The 18,568-nt window shown below is 70.9% G+C and carries 22 protein-coding genes and 1 pseudogene; 12 read left to right on the forward strand and 11 right to left on the reverse strand.

Translation table 11 applies throughout. The features are described 5' to 3' along the window. Window positions 1-58 precede the first annotated feature (58 nt). On the reverse strand, window positions 59-1,027 hold the full coding sequence (locus AC07DF_RS04300; RefSeq protein WP_478966752.1) for a diacylglycerol/lipid kinase family protein: 969 nt from the start codon (window positions 1,025-1,027) through the stop codon (window positions 59-61). Between the two features lie 115 nt (window positions 1,028-1,142). On the opposite strand from AC07DF_RS04300, the gene AC07DF_RS04305 reads away from it, so the two are divergent. Continuing rightward, window positions 1,143-1,592, forward strand: a complete 450-nt coding sequence (locus AC07DF_RS04305) for a hypothetical protein (RefSeq protein WP_478966754.1) — start codon at window positions 1,143-1,145, stop codon at window positions 1,590-1,592. 3 nt (window positions 1,593-1,595) lie between these two features. Here AC07DF_RS04305 and AC07DF_RS04310 read toward each other — a convergent pair whose 3' ends face one another. The 3 genes from AC07DF_RS04310 to AC07DF_RS04320 form a co-directional block, all read right to left on the reverse strand. Then, window positions 1,596-2,732: a SigB/SigF/SigG family RNA polymerase sigma factor gene (locus AC07DF_RS04310; RefSeq protein WP_478966756.1), complete on the reverse strand. Its 1,137-nt coding sequence runs from the start codon at window positions 2,730-2,732 to the stop codon at window positions 1,596-1,598. Window positions 2,733-2,749: 17 nt separating this feature from the next. After that, a complete protein-coding gene (locus AC07DF_RS04315; protein ID WP_003992877.1) occupies window positions 2,750-3,163 on the reverse strand; it encodes an ATP-binding protein in 414 nt (137 codons plus the stop codon). Window positions 3,164-3,423: 260 nt separating this feature from the next. Next, on the reverse strand, window positions 3,424-3,684 hold the full coding sequence (locus AC07DF_RS04320) for a UBP-type zinc finger domain-containing protein (protein ID WP_454360303.1): 261 nt from the start codon (window positions 3,682-3,684) through the stop codon (window positions 3,424-3,426). A gap of 62 nt (window positions 3,685-3,746) precedes the next feature. On the opposite strand from AC07DF_RS04320, the gene AC07DF_RS04325 reads away from it, so the two are divergent. After that, window positions 3,747-5,345 carry a Na+/H+ antiporter gene (locus AC07DF_RS04325; protein ID WP_478966759.1) on the forward strand — a complete coding sequence of 533 codons (1,599 nt, stop codon included), beginning with the start codon at window positions 3,747-3,749 and terminating at the stop codon, window positions 5,343-5,345. Between the two features lie 63 nt (window positions 5,346-5,408). On the opposite strand, the gene AC07DF_RS04330 is transcribed toward AC07DF_RS04325, so the two are convergent. Together AC07DF_RS04330 and AC07DF_RS04335 are read right to left on the reverse strand one after the other, a co-directional pair. Continuing rightward, complete coding sequence (locus tag AC07DF_RS04330; protein ID WP_478966761.1) at window positions 5,409-6,326, reverse strand: 1-aminocyclopropane-1-carboxylate deaminase/D-cysteine desulfhydrase; 918 nt, start codon at window positions 6,324-6,326, stop codon at window positions 5,409-5,411. Next, window positions 6,323-6,775 (reverse strand): DUF6010 family protein, encoded by a 453-nt coding sequence (locus tag AC07DF_RS04335; protein ID WP_478966763.1) that lies wholly within the window; start codon window positions 6,773-6,775, stop codon window positions 6,323-6,325. Before AC07DF_RS04335 ends, AC07DF_RS04330 begins: the two co-directional genes overlap by 4 nt. A 285-nt stretch (window positions 6,776-7,060) precedes the next feature. Here AC07DF_RS04335 and AC07DF_RS04340 point away from each other — a divergent pair, with 285 nt between their 5' ends. The 3 genes from AC07DF_RS04340 to AC07DF_RS04350 all read left to right on the forward strand — a co-directional run bounded on the left by AC07DF_RS04340 (window position 7,061) and on the right by AC07DF_RS04350 (window position 10,890). Then, a complete protein-coding gene (locus AC07DF_RS04340) occupies window positions 7,061-8,467 on the forward strand; it encodes a family 2B encapsulin nanocompartment shell protein (RefSeq protein ID WP_478966765.1) in 1,407 nt (468 codons plus the stop codon). A gap of 111 nt (window positions 8,468-8,578) precedes the next feature. Then, the gene (locus tag AC07DF_RS04345) at window positions 8,579-9,769 is read left to right on the forward strand and encodes a family 2 encapsulin nanocompartment cargo protein polyprenyl transferase (protein WP_478966767.1); all 1,191 of its coding nucleotides are present in this window, start codon (window positions 8,579-8,581) and stop codon (window positions 9,767-9,769) included. Window positions 9,770-10,275: 506 nt separating this feature from the next. After that, a complete protein-coding gene (locus AC07DF_RS04350; RefSeq protein ID WP_478966768.1) occupies window positions 10,276-10,890 on the forward strand; it encodes a GNAT family N-acetyltransferase in 615 nt (204 codons plus the stop codon). A 13-nt stretch (window positions 10,891-10,903) separates the two neighbouring features. Here AC07DF_RS04350 and AC07DF_RS04355 read toward each other — a convergent pair. Further along, window positions 10,904-11,044 (reverse strand): annotated as a pseudogene (locus AC07DF_RS04355) (TetR/AcrR family transcriptional regulator); the annotation flags it as partial. A 117-nt stretch (window positions 11,045-11,161) separates the two neighbouring features. Here AC07DF_RS04355 and AC07DF_RS04360 point away from each other — a divergent pair. The 5 genes from AC07DF_RS04360 (at window position 11,162) to AC07DF_RS04380 (ending at window position 14,756) form a co-directional block, all read left to right on the forward strand. Then, complete coding sequence (locus AC07DF_RS04360) at window positions 11,162-11,455, forward strand: hypothetical protein (protein ID WP_478966770.1); 294 nt, start codon at window positions 11,162-11,164, stop codon at window positions 11,453-11,455. Between the two features lie 84 nt (window positions 11,456-11,539). Next, the gene (locus AC07DF_RS04365) at window positions 11,540-11,953 is read left to right on the forward strand and encodes a YciI family protein (RefSeq protein WP_478966772.1); all 414 of its coding nucleotides are present in this window, start codon (window positions 11,540-11,542) and stop codon (window positions 11,951-11,953) included. 34 nt (window positions 11,954-11,987) lie between these two features. Further along, window positions 11,988-13,208, forward strand: coding sequence for an RNA polymerase sigma factor (locus AC07DF_RS04370; RefSeq protein WP_478966774.1), 1,221 nt, complete (start codon window positions 11,988-11,990; stop codon window positions 13,206-13,208). Window positions 13,209-13,354: 146 nt separating this feature from the next. Continuing rightward, on the forward strand, window positions 13,355-14,509 hold the full coding sequence (locus AC07DF_RS04375; protein ID WP_478966776.1) for an inorganic phosphate transporter: 1,155 nt from the start codon (window positions 13,355-13,357) through the stop codon (window positions 14,507-14,509). A gap of 13 nt (window positions 14,510-14,522) precedes the next feature. Next, the gene (locus AC07DF_RS04380) at window positions 14,523-14,756 is read left to right on the forward strand and encodes a hypothetical protein (protein ID WP_478966778.1); all 234 of its coding nucleotides are present in this window, start codon (window positions 14,523-14,525) and stop codon (window positions 14,754-14,756) included. 60 nt (window positions 14,757-14,816) lie between these two features. Here the strand turns inward: AC07DF_RS04380 and AC07DF_RS04385 are convergent, their stop codons facing one another. The 3 genes from AC07DF_RS04385 to sodN all read right to left on the reverse strand — a co-directional run bounded on the left by AC07DF_RS04385 (window position 14,817) and on the right by sodN (window position 16,552). Then, window positions 14,817-15,380 carry a hypothetical protein gene (locus tag AC07DF_RS04385; protein WP_478966780.1) on the reverse strand — a complete coding sequence of 188 codons (564 nt, stop codon included), beginning with the start codon at window positions 15,378-15,380 and terminating at the stop codon, window positions 14,817-14,819. A gap of 23 nt (window positions 15,381-15,403) precedes the next feature. Next, window positions 15,404-15,535 carry a hypothetical protein gene (locus tag AC07DF_RS04390; RefSeq protein ID WP_478966782.1) on the reverse strand — a complete coding sequence of 44 codons (132 nt, stop codon included), beginning with the start codon at window positions 15,533-15,535 and terminating at the stop codon, window positions 15,404-15,406. A gap of 621 nt (window positions 15,536-16,156) precedes the next feature. After that, the gene (sodN, locus tag AC07DF_RS04395) at window positions 16,157-16,552 is read right to left on the reverse strand and encodes a superoxide dismutase, Ni (RefSeq protein ID WP_030928916.1); all 396 of its coding nucleotides are present in this window, start codon (window positions 16,550-16,552) and stop codon (window positions 16,157-16,159) included. A 145-nt stretch (window positions 16,553-16,697) separates the two neighbouring features. On the opposite strand from sodN, the gene sodX reads away from it, so the two are divergent. Beyond that, window positions 16,698-17,129: a nickel-type superoxide dismutase maturation protease gene (gene sodX / locus AC07DF_RS04400; protein ID WP_478966785.1), complete on the forward strand. Its 432-nt coding sequence runs from the start codon at window positions 16,698-16,700 to the stop codon at window positions 17,127-17,129. Here the strand turns inward: sodX and AC07DF_RS04405 are convergent. Continuing rightward, a complete protein-coding gene (locus tag AC07DF_RS04405; RefSeq protein WP_478966786.1) occupies window positions 17,015-17,662 on the reverse strand; it encodes a CGNR zinc finger domain-containing protein in 648 nt (215 codons plus the stop codon). The genes sodX and AC07DF_RS04405 overlap by 115 nt on opposite strands. A gap of 89 nt (window positions 17,663-17,751) precedes the next feature. Between AC07DF_RS04405 and AC07DF_RS04410 the strand changes: the two genes are divergently transcribed. Next, window positions 17,752-18,522 carry a class I SAM-dependent methyltransferase gene (locus AC07DF_RS04410; RefSeq protein WP_478966788.1) on the forward strand — a complete coding sequence of 257 codons (771 nt, stop codon included), beginning with the start codon at window positions 17,752-17,754 and terminating at the stop codon, window positions 18,520-18,522. The last annotated feature ends 46 nt before the right edge of the window (window positions 18,523-18,568 follow it).

Here is an 18,568-nt window from a genome sequence, read left to right on the forward strand (position 1 = left end):
TTCCATGGGGTGGATCCTGGCCTAAACGTTCGAGTGAAAGGACTTTAGCCAGTTCTGCTCACACAATCACACGCAGTGCACGGCGTACGCCTGTGAACGTCACGCTCGTTCGCAGGCCCAGGTGGTCACCGTCCATCTGGAGGGGGAGCGGCACCTTGGAATGCAAGGTGAACTCGGTCAAGTCGTGCAGGGAAGTGGCGTGTTTGCCATGGGGTCCACGCTCGGGGGACGAAGTGAGCAACTGGGTCCCATACCGGGCAACAGCGGCGGTGGACAGACGGCTGAGACCGAAGAGATCGAGCCCGGTATCGAACGAGGCCTTAGGTGCCGCGTAGATCGGGCGATTCCCCAGAAACGTCCACGGGGAGGTGTTCGAGACTATGGACAGCACCAGATCGGTGACCGGATCCTCGCCGGCCCGCTCCAGCGTGATCATGCCGTGCCGACGGTTGGTCTCACCGAGGAGCTGTCGCACGACCTGGCGTACGTAGAGAGCGTGTGTGGATTTCCGGCCGCGCTCGCGGTGCTGTTCCACCCGGCCGACCACACCGGCGTCGAAGCCGAGGCCCGCGTTGAAGGTGAACCAGCGGGCCGGCACCGTCTCGTCCTCCGTGCCGGGCGTACCCGAGGCCAGGCCCAGGCCGACAGTGCGTTCGCTGCCGTCGCGCAGGGCGTCCAGCAGCGCGCCGGTGGCCTCCACCGCGTCGTTGGGCAGGCCGAGGGCGCGGGCGAAGACGTTGGTGGAGCCGCCCGGGACCACGGCGAGGCCGGGGAGGTGCCCCGGGTCGGGGCCGGCGTGCAGAAGGCCGTTGACCACTTCATTGACCGTGCCGTCGCCGCCGAGGGCCACCACCAGGTCGATGTCCTCGCTGTCCGCCGCCTGCCGGCCCAGGTCGCGCGCGTGGCCGCGGTACTCGGTGGTGACCGCCTCCAGCTTCATCTCGCTGGCGAGCGCGTGGATCAGTACGTCGCGCGTGCGCGCACTGGTGGTGGTTGCCGCCGGATTGACCACGAGAAGTGCACGCATGACTGGCAGCGTACCTACTGGGGGGTACCGGGCCCAGACCGAGGTAGGGATCAGGTAAGAGACCAGGGGTGAACCTCGCCACGGGGGGGCGTACGACGAGGGCTACTCTTCAGGGGTGAGCAGTGAGCAGACCCCCACCACCGAGGAAACCACCGGCCCCCGCCCCCGGCGTCTGACGTACGCCGCGCTGCTGGCCGCGCTGGAGGGGCTCGCGTTGGTCGTCGGCGGCGTCTGGATCCTCGTCCTCGGCCTCACGGGGCATCCGGACGACCGGCAGCAGGCGGTGACCGGAGGCATCACGCTCGTCGTGCTCGCACTTCTGCCGCTGCTCGCGGCCCGTGGTCTGCTCGCCCAGCGCAGCTGGAGCCGCGGCCCGGCCGTCATCACCCAGCTCATGGCGCTGCCGGTGGCCTACAACCTGCTGCAGGCCGACAGCATGGCCATTCCGGCCGGGATCGCCCTCGCGGTCGTGGCCGTCACGGCGCTCGTCCTGCTGGTGAACCCCGAGACGACCCGGGCCCTGGGGATCCGCGGGCCCGGCAACCCCGGCAACGTCGAGAAGTAGCCGTCACTCCTCGACGAGGAGCTTCTCCCGCAGCTGTGCGAGCGTGCGCGCCAGCAGCCGCGAGACGTGCATCTGTGAGATGCCGACCTCCTGCGCGATCTGCGACTGGGTCATGTTCCCGAAGAACCGCAGCAGCAGGATCCGCTTCTCGCGCGGCGGGAGGTCCTCCAGCAGCGGCTTGAGGGACTCCCGGTACTCCACGCCCTCCAGCGCCTCGTCCTCCGCGCCGAGGGTGTCCGCGACCGCCGGGGACTCGTCGTCGGTGTCGGGGACGTCCAGGGACAGCGTGGAGTACGCGTTGGCGGACTCCAGGCCCTCCAGGACCTCCTCCTCCGAGATCGCCAGCTTCTCGGCGAGCTCGTGGACCGTGGGGGAGCGGCCGTGCAGCTGCGAGAGCTCGGCCGTGGCCGTGGTCAGCGCCAGACGCAGCTCCTGCAGCCGGCGCGGGACGCGCACCGCCCAGCCCTTGTCGCGGAAGTGCCGCTTGATCTCGCCGACGACCGTCGGGGTCGCGTACGTCGAGAACTCCACGCCGCGATCCGGATCGAAGCGGTCGACCGACTTGATCAGCCCGATCGTGGCGACCTGGGTGAGGTCGTCCAGCGGCTCGCCGCGGTTGCGGAAGCGGCGCGCGAGATGCTCGACGAGCGGCAGGTGCATGCGGACCAGCTGGTTGCGCAGTTCCGCGTACTCCGGACTGCTGTCCGCCAGGGTGCGCAGCTTGAGGAACATCTCGCGCGCCCCGCTGCGGTCCGTAGAGCCGTGGTGCCCACCCTGTGCGTGGTGCGCGCTCGGCGCCTGATGCTCGGAGTCTCGCTCGTGCTCGCTCATCGTCCCGCCCGTCGCCCTTCCCCGAGCCCTCGCCTCCTCCGCCACTCTCGACTTCGCGCGAGTGGGAGGACCCCCTGGGACGGGGGATGCGGTGATCCCCCCGCCCGGAGGCGTGCTCCGCACGGCACCGCCTTGCTCCAGTGGCCCGCCACTCGGGAGGACGGCCCCCGCGGAGTCGTCCTCAGGGTGCGGGCGGGCCTGCTCGGGGATGCCGTCGATGCCGTCCGCCATGCGCCGGGCCCCGCTCGGACCACTCGTGCCCGTGCCCTCGGCCGGCAGCTCTCGTGTGCTGCGCTCTTCGTCCCGCACCGGCCCGTCCTCGCTCCTCACGCCGGCCCGGGTCCCGCGCCGCGCTGTTTGTAGAGGCTGATCGAAACGGTTTTGTCCTTGTCCACGGCAGAGGAGACCTTGCCCGCGAGGGCGGACAGGACGGTCCAGGCGAAGGTGTCCCGCGAGGGGGCATGGCCATCCGTGGTCGGTGCCGAGACAGTGACCTCGAGTGAGTCGTCGACGAGGCGGAACACACAGCTGAGCACCGAGCCGGGCACGGCCTGCTGAAGCAGGATCGCGCAGGCCTCGTCCACCGCGATGCGCAGGTCCTCGATCTCGTCGAGGGTGAAGTCCAAACGGGCCGCGAGACCGGCCGTGGCCGTACGCAGCACCGACAGGTAGGCACCCGCGGCCGGCAGCCGGACTTCCACGAAGTCCTGGGTCGCGGGCTCGCCTGCGATCTGGGACACCCTCACCTCCATGGTGGTACAAGCGTTTCAGGGCCGAGGGTCGCCCCCCGGGGTAACGCGATACGTGGTTCAGCGGTGACGCTATCGCGCTCTCGACGGTCCTGTCCCCGGGACCCCAACCCCTTGTCGTCACTCACAGTAAACCTGTGGATACGCTCCGTGTCTAGGGGTTGGGCGGGCCCAAATGGGAAGAGCGCGCGCCGGGTTGACGTACCCAGACGTCAGACGGTCGAACCGTCCGCCGCCGGGGTCTTGCCGAGTCACACCAGGACATGGTCGACGAAGCACCATCGCCAGGTCTCCCCGGGCTCGTGCGTCCGCATCACGGGATGACCGGACTCCTTGTGGTGCCCCGCCGCGTGCCGCCCCGGCGAGGAGTCGCAGCAGCCGACGTGACCGCAGCTGAGGCACAGCCGTAGTTGTACCGGATCCATGCCTTCCGCCAAGCACTCCGGACACGTCTCGCTGAGCGGGCCGGGTTCGGGGTGCGGCAGCGCCTCGGCGTGCGTGCACTGTTTCATGATTGCCAGGTTACGACGGTCGAGCGGAAGACCGCGCGAAAAAAAGAGGGCGGGCGAGAACGATGGACGTGATGCCACTGCTGCTGCTGGTGGCGGGCAGTGCCGCGATCGCCGCGGCCGCGCGGCGCACCCCGGTGCCGGCGCCGCTGCTGCTGGTGGCGATCGGGCTAACGGTCAGCTACGTCCCCGGAGTGCCCGACTACACGCTCGACCCGCACATCGTCCTGCCGCTCATCCTGCCCCCGCTGCTGCACACGGCAGCCACCGACAGCTCCTACCTGGACCTGCGGGCCCAGCTCAGGCCGGTCGCGATGCTGTCCGTCGGGTACGTGCTCTTCGCGACCTTCGTCGTCGGCTGGGCCCTGTACCTGATCGTGCCCGACCTGCCGCTGACCGCGGCCCTGGTCTTCGGCGCGGTCGTCGCGCCGCCGGACGCCGTCGCGGCCACCGCGGTGGCGCGCCGGGTCGGGCTGCCGTCCCGGATCACCACGATCCTCCAGGGCGAGTCCCTGCTGAACGACGCCACCGCGATCACCGCCTACCGGGTGGCCCTCGCGGCCGCCGTCGGAGAGAGCGCCTCCTGGGCCGGGGGGATCGGCGAGTTCCTGCTCGCGGCGGTCGGCGGTGTCGTGGTCGGGCTGGTGCTGATGGCGCCGATCCACTGGCTGCGCACGCACGTGAAGGAGGCGCTGTTGCAGAACACGCTCTCCCTGCTGATCCCGTTCGTCGCCTACGCGGTGGCCGAGCAGGTGCACGCCTCCGGTGTCCTCGCGGTCGTGGTCGTCGCGCTCTACCTGGGACACCGCGCGTGGGAGGTCGACTTCGCCACGCGCCTCCAGGAAGAGGCGGTGTGGAAGATGGTGGCCTTCGTCCTGGAGTCGGCCGTGTTCGCGCTGATCGGACTGCAGCTGCCGGTGGTCCTGAGGGGCCTCGGACAGTACGAGGGCGCCGAAGCCGCCTGGTACGCGCTCGCCGTCTTCCTGGTGGTCGTCGCGGCCCGGTTCGTCTGGGTGTATCCGGCGACCTTCCTGCCCAGGCTGCTGTCGGCGCGGATCAGGGAGCGGGAGGAGACCCCGACCTGGAAGGGGCCGTTCATCATCGCGTGGGCCGGCATGCGGGGCGTGGTCTCGCTGGCCATCGCCTTCTCCATCCCGCTGACCATGCACGACGGAGAGGAACCCTTCCCGCACCGCAACCTCATCCTCTTCCTGACCTTCACGACGGTCATCGGCACCCTGGTCGTGCAGGGCCTGACCCTGCCCCCGCTGATCCGTCTGCTGAAGATTCCCGGGCGGGACACCCAGGCCGAGACGCTCGCCGAGGCGAACGCCCAGGCGCAGGCCTCCCGGGCCGCCGAGCGGCACCTGGACGAACTCCTCACCGACGAGCGCAACGCCCTGCCCGCCCCGCTCGCCGACCGGCTGCGCATCGTCCTGGAGCGCCGCCGCAACGCCGTATGGGAGCGGCTGGGGCAGGCCAACCCGGTCACCGGGGAGTCCGTCGACGACACCTACCGGCGGCTGTCGCGGGAGATGATCAGCGCCGAGCGCGAGGTGTTCGTCAGGCTCCGGGACGCCCGGTACATCGACGACGAGATGCTGCGGACCCTGCTGCGCAGGCTTGACCTGGAGGAGGCGGCGGCATTCCGGGAGGCGGCGTAGGCGCGAGGGGACGCTGCCGGGCGCCAGGAGGCGCTGGCGGGGCTCGGGAGACCCTGCCGGGTGTCATGGGAAGGGGCGGCCGGTGATGACGGCAGCCACCGTCGTCCCGCGCGGGAAGGCGTCTTCCTCGGTCAGGGCGACGAGGCCGTACAGCAGCTTGGCCACATACAGACGTTCGACGGGCAGGCCGTGGCGGTCTTCGAAGTCCGCGGCGAAGGCGTCGAGCTCGTCGGGCACGCGCGCGTAGCCGCCGAAGTGGAAGCGGTCGTCGAGGCTCCAGGTGCCGCGCGGGCCGCCGAAGGCCCGCCGTTGCAGCGCCTCGGTCTCGGCGGTCAGGAAGCCGCCCTTGAGGACCGGCACGCCCAGGGCGCGCTGACCGGGAGCGAGCCCCGCGGCCAGTCCCGCCAGCGTGCCTCCGGTGCCACAGGCCACGGCCACGACATCGGCCCGGTCGCGCAGCTCGGCGCCGAGCGCCCGGCAGCCGCGTACGGCCTCGGCGTTGCTGCCGCCCTCGGGGACGACGTAGGCCCCCTCGGCGTCGGCCGCCCGCAGGATTCCGGCCAGGGTCCGCGGCTCCGACTTGCGGCGGTACGTCGCCCGGTCGGTGAAGTGCAGCCGCATGCCGTCGGCCGCACACCGCGCGAGGGAGGGGTTGAGGGGGCGGCCCGCCAGCTCGTCGCCGCGTACGACACCGACCGTGGGGACGCCGAGCAGCCGGCCGGCCGCGGCCGTGGCGCGCAGGTGGTTGGAGTAGGCGCCGCCGAAGGTGACGACGGGACGGCCGGCCGCCGCCACGAGATTCGGCGCCAGCTTGCGCCACTTGTTGCCGATCAGCTCCGGATGGATCAGGTCGTCCCGCTTCAGCAGCAGCCGGACGCCCCGGCGCTCGAACCGGCCGTCGACGACCTCCCGCAACGGCGAGGGCAGCCGGGGGCGCAGGGCCGCGAGGCCGGGCGGGTCGGAGGCGTCGGGGCTGGTCACCTCGTCATTGTCGCCCGGGGTGGGGGCGATCCGGCTTTCGGCCCGGTCCGGCTGCGGCGGCTTCGGCTGTCGCGCACGAACTCGATGAGTGACGGCCCGCCCCGCAGACACCAGAGCGCGATCACCGGGTCGCAGATCGTGCAGCCCAGGGACGAGGTGTGGAGGAACGGGATGATCGGGTTGCCCTTGATGTGGTGGACGATGTCCCACGCCGTGTGCAGCAGCCAGCCGATGCCGATCCACGTCCACGACTCCAGACCGCGGAAGGCGACGTAGGTGACCAGCGCGGTGAAGGGGAACTCCCAGACGCCCAGGCCGCCGCCGCTGAGATAGGCGGCACCGGCACCGGCGACCATCACCGCGTTCAGGCGCCGCCGGTGGGGTTCGCGGACCAGGGACATCAACAGGGCGTAGAGGATGCCGATGCCGATCGGCGCGACGTACTGCATCGATGGGGCCGTTTCTCGAGCCGGGAGGGGAACGGCTCCTCACGCTAGATCCGGCCCCGCCCGCTCCCCAGTGGCGTGAGCGACAGGCTTCCACGGGTTGTCGCCACCCGGTCCGGCCACGGAACCCTCAACACGCCGAAACGGGCCCCTTCTGCCCAGTGACACGAAGATCCATTCCCGCTCTTTCGGGTAATAGCACCGCGACGTCGAGTGAGGAAGGCTTGCCCGTGGACATCGATGCCCGAGTCATATGGGCGTTGGGCATAACCGGGAGGGCAGTTCTCTATGTCGGTAGGCGAAGAGGTCCGCACGGAGGAGACCAAGCCGCAGCAGAGTCTCGGCACGGCGGCCGCGCGGAACCTGGCCACCACGACCAAGTCCGTGCCGCAGATGCAGGAGATCAGCTCCCGCTGGCTGCTGCGGATGCTTCCCTGGGTGGACATCCAGGGTGGTACGTACCGGGTGAACCGACGGTTGACGTTCGCCGTGGGCGACGGCCGGTTGACGTTCGTGAAGACCGGCGACCGCGTCGAGGTCATCCCCGCGGAGCTGGGCGAACTGCCTGCGCTGCGGTCGTACGAGGACGAGGAGGTGCTCTCCGAGATCGCCCGCCGCTGTGAGCAGCGGGAGATCCAGGCGGGCGAGGTGATCGCGTCGTTCGGCAGCCAGTCCGACGAGGTGTACCTGCTGGCGCACGGCCGCGTGGAGAAGATCGGCACGGGCCCCTACGGCGACGACGAGTCCCTCGGAGTCCTCGCCGACGGCGCCTACTTCGGCGACGAGTCCCTGCTGAACGAAGACGCCATCTGGGAGTACACGGCCCGCGCGCTCACCGCGTGCACCGTGCTCGTGCTGCCCCGCCAGGAGTTCGAGCAGATCGCGGAGCGCTCGGACTCGTTGCGCGAACACGTGCGGCAGCGCCGCGCGATCCCCGAGCAGCGCTCCAACAAGTACGGCGAGAAGGAGATCGACCTCTCCTCCGGCCACTCCGGCGAGCCGGACATCCCGCACACGTTCGTCGACTACGAGGCCAAGCCCCGCGAGTACGAACTGAGCGTCGCCCAGACCGTGCTGCGCATGCACACGCGCGTGGCCGACCTCTACAACCAGCCCATGAACCAGACCGAGCAGCAGATCCGGCTGACGGTCGAGGCGCTGAAGGAGCGCCAGGAGCACGAGCTCGTCAACAACCGCGACTTCGGGCTCCTGCACAACTGCGAGTACGAGCAGCGGATCCAGCCGCACGACGGTGTGCCCGGCCCGGACGACATGGACGAGCTGCTCAGCAGGCGCCGCGGCACCAAACTGCTCCTCGCCCACCCGCGTGCCATCGCCGCGTTCGGCCGTGAGCTCAACAAGCGCGGGCTGGTGCCCGAGACCATCGACGTCGGCGGCAACCGCATCCCCACCTGGCGTGGTGTGCCGATCTATCCGTGCAACAAGATCCCGGTGACCGAGGCCCGTACGACGTCGATCATCGCGATGCGTACCGGCGAGTCCGACCAGGGTGTCATCGGCCTGCGGGCCACCGGCATCCCGGACGAGATCGAGCCGAGCCTGTCGGTGCGCTTCATGGGCATCAACGAACAGGCCATCATCAAGTACCTGGTCACGGCGTACTACTCGGCCGCGGTCCTGGTACCGGACGCGCTCGGAGTCCTGGAGAACGTCGAGATCGGCCGCTGGCGGTGACGCTTCCGGTACGTCGGCCGTGTCCCCGCCCGCCCGGGCGGGTACACCCTCGGGGTACGCGCCCAGCGGCAGCGGAAGCGCCACCGTCCGCTCACACTCCGAGGCGGTCCCATGGGTGAGTCCCTTACGGAGTTCAGGGCGCAGACGCCGCTGTCCGCCCCTGGTGAGCAGCGAGCCGCCCTCGGTGAGCAGCGAAGTGCCGAGCCGGGGCGTGCGGCCGGGGTGCCGGAAGGGCGGGGATCCATCGGGGCACAGCGGGACGGCCGGCCGGGACCGGCCGAGGGGCACGAGGCGGTCATGCTCCTGGACCGGGCCCGGGCGGAGGTCGGCCCGGTGCTGCGGGCCGCGGTCGACTCGCTGCCCGGGCCGATGCGCCGGATCGCGCTCTACCACTTCGGCTGGGAGGAGGCGGACGGCACCCCGGCCGAGGGCGGCTCGGGCAAGGCGATCCGCCCCGCGCTCGTCCTCGCCGCGGCGTCCGCTCTCGGGGGGCCCGAGGCGCGGGCGGGGGCGGTCCGGGCGGCCGCGGCGGTGGAGCTGATCCACAACTTCACGTTGCTGCATGACGACGTGATGGACCGGGACACCACCCGCCGGCACCGGCCCACCGCGTGGACCGTGTTCGGAGACGCCGACGCGATCCTCGGCGGTGACGCCCTGCAGGCGCTGGCCCTGCGACTGCTCGCGACGGATCCGCACCCGGCGGCCCGGGCCGCCGCGGTCCGGCTCGCGGACTGCGTGGTCGAACTGTGCGCGGGCCAGCACGCGGACACGGCCATGGAGCGGTGCGACCCCGGCGAGGTCACTCTCGAGGAGGTGCTCGCCATGGCGGAGGCCAAGACGGGCGCGCTGCTGGGCAGTGCCTGCGCGATCGGGGGCCTGTACGCGGGCGCCGGGGACGGGGACGTGGCGGCGCTGGACGCGTTCGGCCGTGAGGCCGGGCTCGCCTTCCAGCTCATCGACGACGTCATCGGCATATGGGGCGACCCGCACCGCACCGGCAAACCCGTCGGCGCGGACCTGGCCGCCCGCAAGAAATCCCTGCCGGTCGTCGCGGCCTTCACGTCCGGCACGCCGGCGGCCGCCGAGCTCGCCGACCTGTACGCACGACCTCGTGAGAAGGAGGACCTGGACCACATCGCCCTGACCGTGGAGCGCGCGGGCGGCCGTGACTGGGCGCAGGGCCAGGCGGCCGACCGGATGGCGCGGGCGATGCAGCAACTGGCGCGCGCGGTGCCGGATCCGGAGGCGGCGGGCGGTCTGCTGGCCCTCGCCGAGTTCGTGACACGGCGCAGCAGTTGACGTCGGGAGCAGTTGACGTCCGGCCGCAGTTGACGTTCGGCGGTGGTTGACGGCCGGCAGCGGTCGGCCATCGGCAGGGCCGGCGGCATCGGCAGGAGCGGGCGGCACCGGCGGGCATCGGCAGGAGCGGGCGGGCACCGGCTGGGACCGGCGGCACCCGGCACAGACCGGGGCCTCGCCAAGGGATGCCGGCCCTGCGGCCGTCGGCAAGGCCTGGCGGCCGACGGCACTGGACGGCCGGCAGCACAGCATGAACCTTCGGGCGACCGAAGGCCGGTCCCCGGAGCGCCGGGGCCGTGCGGCTCCTGACCCCGCGCGGCTTCCGGACTCCGGCCGGCGGGTCCCGCACTGCCCCACGGTGTGCGGGGCCCGCCCCTTTCACGTGTCGCGCGATCGAGTTTCGACAGGCGTTCGACTGAATTCCGCCAAGCTCCCGCCCCGCCTGCCCGGGCGACCCTCAACCCCCCTACGATCAACGCCCGTCGGGACGAGCGAAGGGGCGGGGCATGGGCGTGGCGATCCGTACAGCGGGGGAGGCGGACCGGGAGTCGGTCGTCCGGTTGCTGGACGAGGCGTTCCAGGACGACCCGGTGAGCGGCTGGGTCTTCCCCGGTGCGGAGGACCGCCGTGAACACCACCCCGGGCTCATGGCCGCCTTCACCGACATCGTGCTCGCGGCCGGGCGTATCGACGTCACCGAGGACGGCTCGGCCTGTGCGCTGTGGCTGTCCATACCGGCCGACGACCATGACGGCGACTCCGAGGACGACGACGGTCCGGCACAGGTGCGGGCGGCTGTCGACCCGGACAACGAGCGCATCGAGCTGATCGGCCGGCTGACGGCCGCCGTCCACCCCTCGGGGCGGGCGCACGAGTACCTGTGGATGATCGGCGTCGCCCCCGGCCGGCAGGGCGAGGGGCTCGGCACCGCGCTCATCGAGTCGGTCCTCGGCCGTTGCGACCGCGAGGGGCTGTCCGCCTATCTGGAGGCCAGCAACGCCCGCAGCCGCAAGCTGTACGAGCGTCTCGGCTTCGAGGTCACCGGTCCCGCCCTCGACCTCCCGGACGGCCCGGCCATGTGGCCGATGTGGCGCGAGCCGCGTACGCGCGCGGTCTCCTAGAGACCCCGCCCTCCTGGTCCTGCTCCGGCAGCACCGCCGCCACGCTCCGCTCCACCAGTCCGTCCGGCACGCCCTCCCCGGGCAATACGCCCTCTGGGACGCCCGGCAGGGTCAGATGCTCCAGGAGCAGCCCGAGCATGGCCAGATACAGCAGGTCTCCGCGCACCGGCCTGGAGTTCACGCTGGAGTCCGCGCGTTCGTTCGGCAACGACGTGCTGGTGCGCTCGTACAGCAGGAAGCGCTGCGCCTGCGACCGTCCTACTCTGAGGACATGGGCAGTGACGAACACGTCTGTCCGGCCTGCGGACAGCCAGTGGAAACAGTCGTCCGGCGCCACAAGACGCTGGGCACATGGGTCCCCCTGTGGGTGGCGGGCCCCTGCCACAACCCCGAGTGCGGGGCCTACGACGTGGAGGGCGCTGAGGGCGGCCGCGCCGTCGAGGACACGCGGCCTGCCGGGAAGACCCGGCCCGACGCGGACCCCCGGTCGGCCGATGGCACCGCCCCACCTGCGACGAACCCGGCCGAAACGGCCCCCGGAGAAACCGTCCCGGAAAACTCCTGAGCCCGTGTCGAGAATCCCGGCCCGGCTCCGACGTCCCCTGTGAGAGCCGCCCGGCAGGGTGGTGAGAGCCGAAGGAGCGGACTGATGAAGTACCTGGTCATGGTGCAGGGCACACAGGCGGACTACGAGGCCATGCGCGGCAAGGCGTCAGCGGACTCACCCGCATGGAACGAGGACGAGCTGCAGGCCATGTTCGCCTACATGGGAGCCATCAACGACGATCTCTCCGAGACCGGCGAGTTCGTCGACGGGCAGGGCCTGGCCGAGCCGGCGCAGACCCGGCACGTCACCCTCGGTGACGACGGCAAGGCGGTGATCACCGACGGCCCGTACAGCGAGACCAAGGAGCTGCTGGCCGGCTACTGGGTCCTGGAGTGCGAGAGCCTGGAGCGGGTCACGGAGATCGCCGAACGCATCTCCCGCTGCCCCCAGCCGGCCGGTGCCCCCGACTACCCGGTCGTGATCCGCCCGATCATGGACGGCAGCGGGGACATCTGACGAGCCGGCCCGCGCGACGCCGACGGACCCGCCGGTGAGGAACACACCCGAGGTCGAGGACCTGCTGCGCCGGAACGCGCCGCAGGTCCTCGGCGCGCTGGTCAGACGGTACGGGCACTTCGACGCGGCCGAGGACGCCGTACAGGAGGCGCTGCTCGCCGCGGCCGGGCAGTGGCCCTCGGCGGGCGTGCCTGACAATCCGCGCGGCTGGCTGATCAAGGTGGCCTCGCGGCGGCTGACCGACGCCCTGCGCAGCGAGGAGGCCCGGCGGCAGCGCGAGGAGCGGGCGGCGGCGCTCACACCCCGGGACGCCTTCACCGCCCCGCCGCCCAGGGAGCGGGCTCCCCGCGAGGACGACGCCCTCTCGCTGCTGTTCCTGTGCTGCCACCCGGACCTCACCCCGCCCGCACAGATCGCGCTCACGCTGCGCGCCGTCGGCGGGCTGACCACGGCGGAGATCGCCCGCGCGTATCTGGTCCCGGAGGCGACGATGGCGCAGCGCATCAGCCGGGCCAAGCAGAAGGTGCGGGGCGTGCGCTTCGGCCGCCCGGACCGCTGGGAGCAGCGGCTGCCGTCCGTTCTGCAGATCCTCTACCTGATCTTCAACGAGGGCTACACCGCCACCTCGGGCGCCGCCCTGCAACGCCCCGACCTGGCGGGCGAGGCCGTGCGGCTGACCCGTACGGTCCACCGGCTGCTGCCCGACGACGGAGAGGTGGCCGGGCTGCTCGCGCTGATGCTGCTCACCGATGCCCGCCGTGATGCGCGCAGCGGACCGCGCGGGGAGCTGATCCCCCTCGACGAGCAGGACCGCGACCGCTGGGACAAGGCCGCCATCGAGGAGGGCGTCGCGTTGGTGACCCGGGCTCTGTCCCGGGGCAGGCCCGGGCCCTACCCCCTGCGTGCCGCGATCGCAGCCGTACACGACGAGGCGCCTTCGCCCGAGGCGACGGACTGGGCCGAGATCCTGGGTCTGTACGACGTCCTCGTCGGCTTCGTCCCCGGCCCGGTCGAACGCCTCAACCGCGCGGTCGCCGTCGCCATGGTCCACGGCCCACGCGCCGGCCTGACCGAACTGGAGTCCCTGTCAGGTGAGTTGAAAGGCCACCGCCTCGACGCGGTACGGGGCCATCTCCTCGAGCGCGCGGGCGAGCCCGAAGCCGCCCGGGCCGCCTACGAGTCGGCGGCCGCCCAGACCCTCAGCCTGCCCGAGCAGCGCTATCTCCAGGCGCGGGCTGCGCGGTTGAGGGACTAGTACACGCGGTGGAGGGACCAGTACACGCAGCGGATTCTCATGCGCGCGACCGTAGTGCCCGTCCGCCACGGCCACCTGCGTGAACCTTGACCAGCCTTTGCCTCGCCGTTCCCCGCGTATTGGTCCGCGCTTGTTTGCATTCAGGAATGGACCACATCACGTTCCTCGTGGCGGTCGTCATCGTCACGGCGCTCGCCTTCGACTTCACCAACGGATTCCACGACACGGCGAACGCGATGGCCACGTCCATCGCCACCGGCGCGCTGGCTCCCCGTACGGCGGTCCTGATCAGCGGTGTCCTCAACGTCGTCGGTGCCTTTCTCTCCACCGAGGTGGCCAAGACGGTCTCCGGCGGCATCGTGGACGACACTCTCGTCAGCCCGGGGATGATCTTCGCGGGACTGGTGGGGGCCATCCTGTGGAACCTGCTGACCTGGCTCGTCGGACTGCCCTCCAGCTCCTCGCACGCCCTGTTCGGCGGACTGATCGGGGCCGTGTGGGTCGGAGCGGGCAGCCACGGCGTCAACTTCGACAAGGTCGTCGAGAAGGTACTCGTCCCGGCGGTGGCCTCGCCGATCGTGGCCGGTGTCGCCGCGCTGCTCGCCACCTACCTCGCCTACCGGCTCACCGACCGCGCCCGCAAGGACTCCGTCACCAAGGGCTTCCGGATCGGCCAGATCGCCTCCGCCTCCCTGGTCTCCCTCGCCCATGGCACGAACGACGCGCAGAAGACCATGGGCGTCATCACCCTCACCCTGATCTCGGCGGGCGCGCTCGGCCACGACGCCGGCCCGCCCCTGTGGGTCATCGCCTCCGCGGGCCTCGCGATCGGCCTCGGCACCTATCTCGGCGGCTGGCGCATCATCCGCACGATGGGCAAGGGCCTCACCGAGATCCAGTCGCCGCAGGGCTTCGCCGCCGAGACCGCCTCCACCACCGTCATCCTCACCTCCGCCCACCTCGGCTTCGCCCTGTCCACCACCCAGGTCGCCTCGGGCAGCATCCTCGGCGCGGGGCTCGGCCGCAGGCTCGCGGAAGTCCGCTGGGGCGTCGCGGGCCGGATGGCGCTCGCCTGGATGATCACCCTGCCCGCCGCCGCGCTGGTCGGTGGTCTGGCCGCGAGCGTCGTCCAGAACGGCGGCGACCTCGGTACGACGGTCGTCGCGCTGGTCTGCGCGGCCCTGGCCGCGGGCATCGTGGCCGTCTCGCGCCGCAACCCGGTGCACGCGCACAACGTCAACGACGCGCACGAGGTCAGCATCCGCACCGAGCCGCCCGCCAAGGTCGGCACGGCAGCCTGAACGGGAAGTCGACATGCATCTGGACTGGACCGCACTCGGCCAGGTCGGCGCGGTGAGCGTCGGCGTCACCGTCGCCGTGGTCGTCGTGTTCGCCTTCGGCGTTCTCGGCCTCGCCCGGCTGGAGGGCGCCCGCGAAAGGCCGGGCGGCACCTCCGCCCTCGGCCTCACCCAGGCCGCCGTGTGCTTCCTCGCCTGCGCGGCCGTGGTGGCGTACGGGATCTACCTGATCGTGCCTCAGTTCCACTGAGCGCGCGTACGACGGCCGTCCGAGTCCCAACGGCCGTCGTACGACGCGTCTGCCGTGGGATCAGTCGCAGGGCGCGACGGACTTGACCCGGTCGATGATCGGCACACCGCCCGACCACATGATGGCAGTCACCTCGGCACAGTCCACCGAGTCTCTGCCAGTGGTCTCGTACTTCACCGGCCCCGCGTACTGCGAGAAGTTGCCCTCATCCACCTTGCACGCCGCGCCGGTCAGGTTCGGGCACAGCTTGAGCTTCATCTTCTTCGCCGTGCCGAGGTTGTTGTCGAAGACGGCGCAGGCGCCGGCCTTGCCGACCGTGTGCTTGGTGTAGGTGAACAGGGTTCCGAAGCGCCGTTCGTCGGGAAGCCGCTCCGCGTGCTCCAGTTCGTAGCCACTTCCGCACAGCGAGGCGGTTGCACGGACCGCCGCCGGATTCTCGGCCGCCACGGCACGGGTCTGCGCATCGCGTGCGCCGGCTTCGGAGAACTCGACGCCGGTCCCGGCGACGACCATGGTGTGGTCTGCTGGAGCCTGGCCTTCCGCCGAGGCCAGCGGGGCGGTCGCCAGGACGGCGACAAGAGCGGCGACCGGGGCTATGGCGCGTGACAGGGTGCGCATGGACATCAGGTGTTCCCTTCTTCGTGTGTTCACTGGCCTGAGGGGCAGGCCGCGGCCTCTCTGCGGCGCTGCGGGAGGAACGGGTCGATCGATCCGGCGCCGGTTTCAGGGCAGGTGGCGTTGACCCATTTCTGGGCGGCGAGAACCTTCTCGTCAGCCATGTGACGGCTTCTCGCTCAGCGGTCGGAGCCCTGAGAACGCGCGCGAACGGAGATGAAGCGGAGCGGGTCGTGCGCGTCAACCCGGGCAGCCCACTGCGTGCCAGGCGTCAGGAAAGCCGCATGAAGGCGGGCAGGCAGGCAGAGCCGAATCGGCGTGCGTCAACAGCACGGCATCGAGGCATGACGATGTATCCCCCCATGGCGACAGCGTCCCCCGTGTGCTGGGTGACGCACTGTCAAAGCAGCTTGGTCACGCTGCGTTTGCGATGGTCACCATAGCCACAGGCGATAGTCGAGGGGCAAGAGGGACAGATGGGGCGAAGGGTGGATGGCTTGAACATGCCATGACACCGAAGGGAGGCCCGAGGTAGCCGGTTCCTCCCGCTCATCTGCCGGTTTGCCGTGTGGCTGGTGTGAAAGGAGGGTGGGATTCCGGTGTACATACCGATTTCTGATGACTGGAATTCCTCCCCCGGGTCGGCCGGGCGGCACCCACCTGTGGCCGGGTAGCAAAAATCCGCACCCGGACCGTCCTGGACGCCGTACTTGGCGGCCTGCGGACCGGGTGCGGACAGGTAGGCGATGCGACCCGCGAAACCGCAGGTCAGAGGGCCTAGCCAATCAAGCCTTCTTGGTCTCCCAGAAGATCTTGTCGATCTGGGCGATGTAGTCCAGAGCCTTCTGGCCGGTCGCCGGGTCGGTCGAGCCCTTGGCGGCCGAGAGGGCCTTGAGGGCGTCGTTGACCAGCTGGTGCAGCTCCGGGTACTTCTCGAAGTGCGGCGGCTTGAAGTAGTCGCTCCAGAGCACGGACACGTGGTGCTTCGCGAGCTCGGCGCGCTGCTCCTTGATGACGGTGGCGCGCGCCTGGAAGTGCGGGTCGTCGTTGCCGGCCATCTTCTCCTGGACAGCCTTGACCGACTCCGCCTCGATGCGGGCCTGGGCAGGGTCGTACACACCGCAGGGCAGGTCGCAGTGCGCACTGACCTTGACCTTGGGGGCAAACAGGCGGGAAAGCATGGAGCATTCCTTCCTCGTGATCGTCTTCTCACAGGGGACATTACTCCGTGCGGGACCGGTTTTCGCGGGTGCCCCCATGGGCTTAGGACAAAAGTCCGGGGTGAGACTGAGACTGGTGGACGAAGAACCGGGGAGGTGCCGGGTGATGCCGGAGCTGTCGCAGGAGTCCGAGCGGGGGAGGTCGGCCGCGCCCTTCGGCGTCGCCGAGGTGACCGGGCCGTCCATGGTGCCCACGCTGCACCACGGGGACCGGCTCCTGGTGCACTACGGGACCCGGGTCAAGCCCGGTGACGTCGTCGTGCTGAAACATCCCTTCCAGCAGGACCTGCTCGTCGTGAAGCGGGTCGCCCAGCGGCGCGAGAGCGGCTGGTGGGTGCTCGGGGACAACGCGTACGCCGGTGGTGACAGCACGGACTACGGCGTCGTGCCGGACGACCTGGTGCTGGGGCGGGTCCGGTTCCGTTACCGGCCGCGCGGGACCGGGCGCTCGCCCTGGGCGCTGCTGGGCTGGGCGCTGTCGGCCGCCAGGCCGGTGTTCTCCGACAGATCGGCCTCGCGGCGCTTGCGGGCCCGGTAGGCCGCCACGTTGGCGCGGGTCGCGCAGCGGTCGGAGCAGTAGCGCCGGGAGCGGTTCGTGGAGGTGTCCAGGTAGGCGTTGCGGCAGGGCGCGGCCTCGCACAGGCCGAGCCGGTCCACGCCGTACTCGGTCAGGTGGAACGCCAGGCCCATCGCCGCGATCGCCGCGTAGCCCGCGGTGGCGTTGGACGGGTGGTCCGCCAGGTGCATGTGCCACAGCGGGCGGCCGTCGTCGTCGCGGAAGTCGTGCCCGGAGATCTGCGGGCTCACCGGGAACTCCAGCAGCAGTGAGTTCAGCAGATCGACGGCCAGGGTCTCGTCGCCCGCGTCGGCCGCCTCGAAGACCGCGCGCAGCCGGGCCCGGATCGAGCGGAACCGCGTCACGTCCGAGTCGGTGGCGCGGCGGGCCGCCGACTGGCTGGCGCCGAACAGGTCGCGGACGGCCTCGACCGACGTCAGCGTGTCCTTCCCCCGGACCGGTTCCTCGGTGTTGACGAGGCGCACGGCATAGTCCGAGTAATAGGCCAGTTCCACTTGTAGTCCTTACGGAGGGGCTTTATTGTCGTGAGCGCGGACTTGTAACAGCTGATGGTGCTTCCAGGGTATTACGAGGGAGGGGTTCGATGACGGACGCCGACACCCCTACGGCCACCACCGACTGGCGTGCCTGGCAGGAGAGCTGGGACCGGCAGCAGGAGTGGTACCTGCCCGACCGCGAGGTGCGGTTCCAGATCATGCTCGACATGGTCGAGGCCCTGGTGGGCACCGCCCCGCGCGTGCTCGACCTCGCCTGCGGCACGGGCAGCATCACGGCCCGGCTGCTCACCCGGTTCCCCGAGGCCACCAGCACCGGCGTCGACCTCGACCCGGCACTCCTCGCCATCGCCGAGGGCACCTTCGCGGGCGACGACCGGGTCGGCCTCGTCACCGCCGACCTCAAGGACCCCGACTGGCCGGCGAAGCTGCCGTACGACTCGTACGACGCCGTCCTGACCGCGACGGCCCTGCACTGGCTGCACCGGGAACCCCTCGCGGACCTCTACGGCCAGGTCGCGGGACTCGTCCGCGACGGCGGTGTCTTCATGAACGCGGATCACATGATCGACGAGTCGACGCCCCGGATCAACGCGGCGGAGCGGGCGCAGCGGCACGCCCGTATGGATCAGGCCAAGCGGGACGGCATCCTCGACTGGTCCGAATGGTGGCAGCTCGCCGCCAAGGACCCGGTCCTCGCGGGGCCCACGGCCCGGCGCTACGAGATCTACGGCGAACACGCCGACGGCGACATGCCCTCGGCGGCGTGGCACGCGCGCGTGCTGCGCGAGCAGGGATTCGGCGAGGCCAGGCCGGTGTGGTGCTCGCCCTCGGACACCCTGCTGCTCGCCCTGAAGTAGCCGGGCGCGGACGAGCGAAGGGGGCGGCACGGAGATCCGTACCGCC

The sequence above is a fragment of the Streptomyces sp. NPDC044719 genome (assembly GCF_056433405.1).

What these genes read in the sequence shown, in the direction of transcription:
- AC07DF_RS04345 (WP_478966767.1), top strand. Translation starts at nt 8,579, where the DNA reads ATGGGTGAGTCCCTTACGGAGTTCAGGGCGCAGACGCCGCTGTCCGCC.
- AC07DF_RS04365 (WP_478966772.1), top strand. Translation starts at nt 11,540, where the DNA reads ATGAAGTACCTGGTCATGGTGCAGGGCACACAGGCGGACTACGAGGCC.
- sodX (WP_478966785.1), top strand. Translation starts at nt 16,698, where the DNA reads ATGCCGGAGCTGTCGCAGGAGTCCGAGCGGGGGAGGTCGGCCGCGCCC.
- AC07DF_RS04375 (WP_478966776.1), top strand. Translation starts at nt 13,355, where the DNA reads ATGGACCACATCACGTTCCTCGTGGCGGTCGTCATCGTCACGGCGCTC.
- AC07DF_RS04360 (WP_478966770.1), top strand. Translation starts at nt 11,162, where the DNA reads ATGGGCAGTGACGAACACGTCTGTCCGGCCTGCGGACAGCCAGTGGAA.
- AC07DF_RS04335 (WP_478966763.1), bottom strand. Translation starts at nt 6,775, where the DNA reads ATGCAGTACGTCGCGCCGATCGGCATCGGCATCCTCTACGCCCTGTTG.
- AC07DF_RS04340 (WP_478966765.1), top strand. Translation starts at nt 7,061, where the DNA reads ATGTCGGTAGGCGAAGAGGTCCGCACGGAGGAGACCAAGCCGCAGCAG.
- AC07DF_RS04380 (WP_478966778.1), top strand. Translation starts at nt 14,523, where the DNA reads ATGCATCTGGACTGGACCGCACTCGGCCAGGTCGGCGCGGTGAGCGTC.
- AC07DF_RS04300 (WP_478966752.1), bottom strand. Translation starts at nt 1,027, where the DNA reads ATGCGTGCACTTCTCGTGGTCAATCCGGCGGCAACCACCACCAGTGCG.
- AC07DF_RS04350 (WP_478966768.1), top strand. Translation starts at nt 10,276, where the DNA reads ATGGGCGTGGCGATCCGTACAGCGGGGGAGGCGGACCGGGAGTCGGTC.
- AC07DF_RS04325 (WP_478966759.1), top strand. Translation starts at nt 3,747, where the DNA reads ATGGACGTGATGCCACTGCTGCTGCTGGTGGCGGGCAGTGCCGCGATC.
- sodN (WP_030928916.1), bottom strand. Translation starts at nt 16,552, where the DNA reads ATGCTTTCCCGCCTGTTTGCCCCCAAGGTCAAGGTCAGTGCGCACTGC.
- AC07DF_RS04410 (WP_478966788.1), top strand. Translation starts at nt 17,752, where the DNA reads ATGACGGACGCCGACACCCCTACGGCCACCACCGACTGGCGTGCCTGG.
- AC07DF_RS04385 (WP_478966780.1), bottom strand. Translation starts at nt 15,380, where the DNA reads ATGTCCATGCGCACCCTGTCACGCGCCATAGCCCCGGTCGCCGCTCTT.
- AC07DF_RS04320 (WP_454360303.1), bottom strand. Translation starts at nt 3,684, where the DNA reads ATGAAACAGTGCACGCACGCCGAGGCGCTGCCGCACCCCGAACCCGGC.
- AC07DF_RS04390 (WP_478966782.1), bottom strand. Translation starts at nt 15,535, where the DNA reads ATGGCTGACGAGAAGGTTCTCGCCGCCCAGAAATGGGTCAACGCCACC.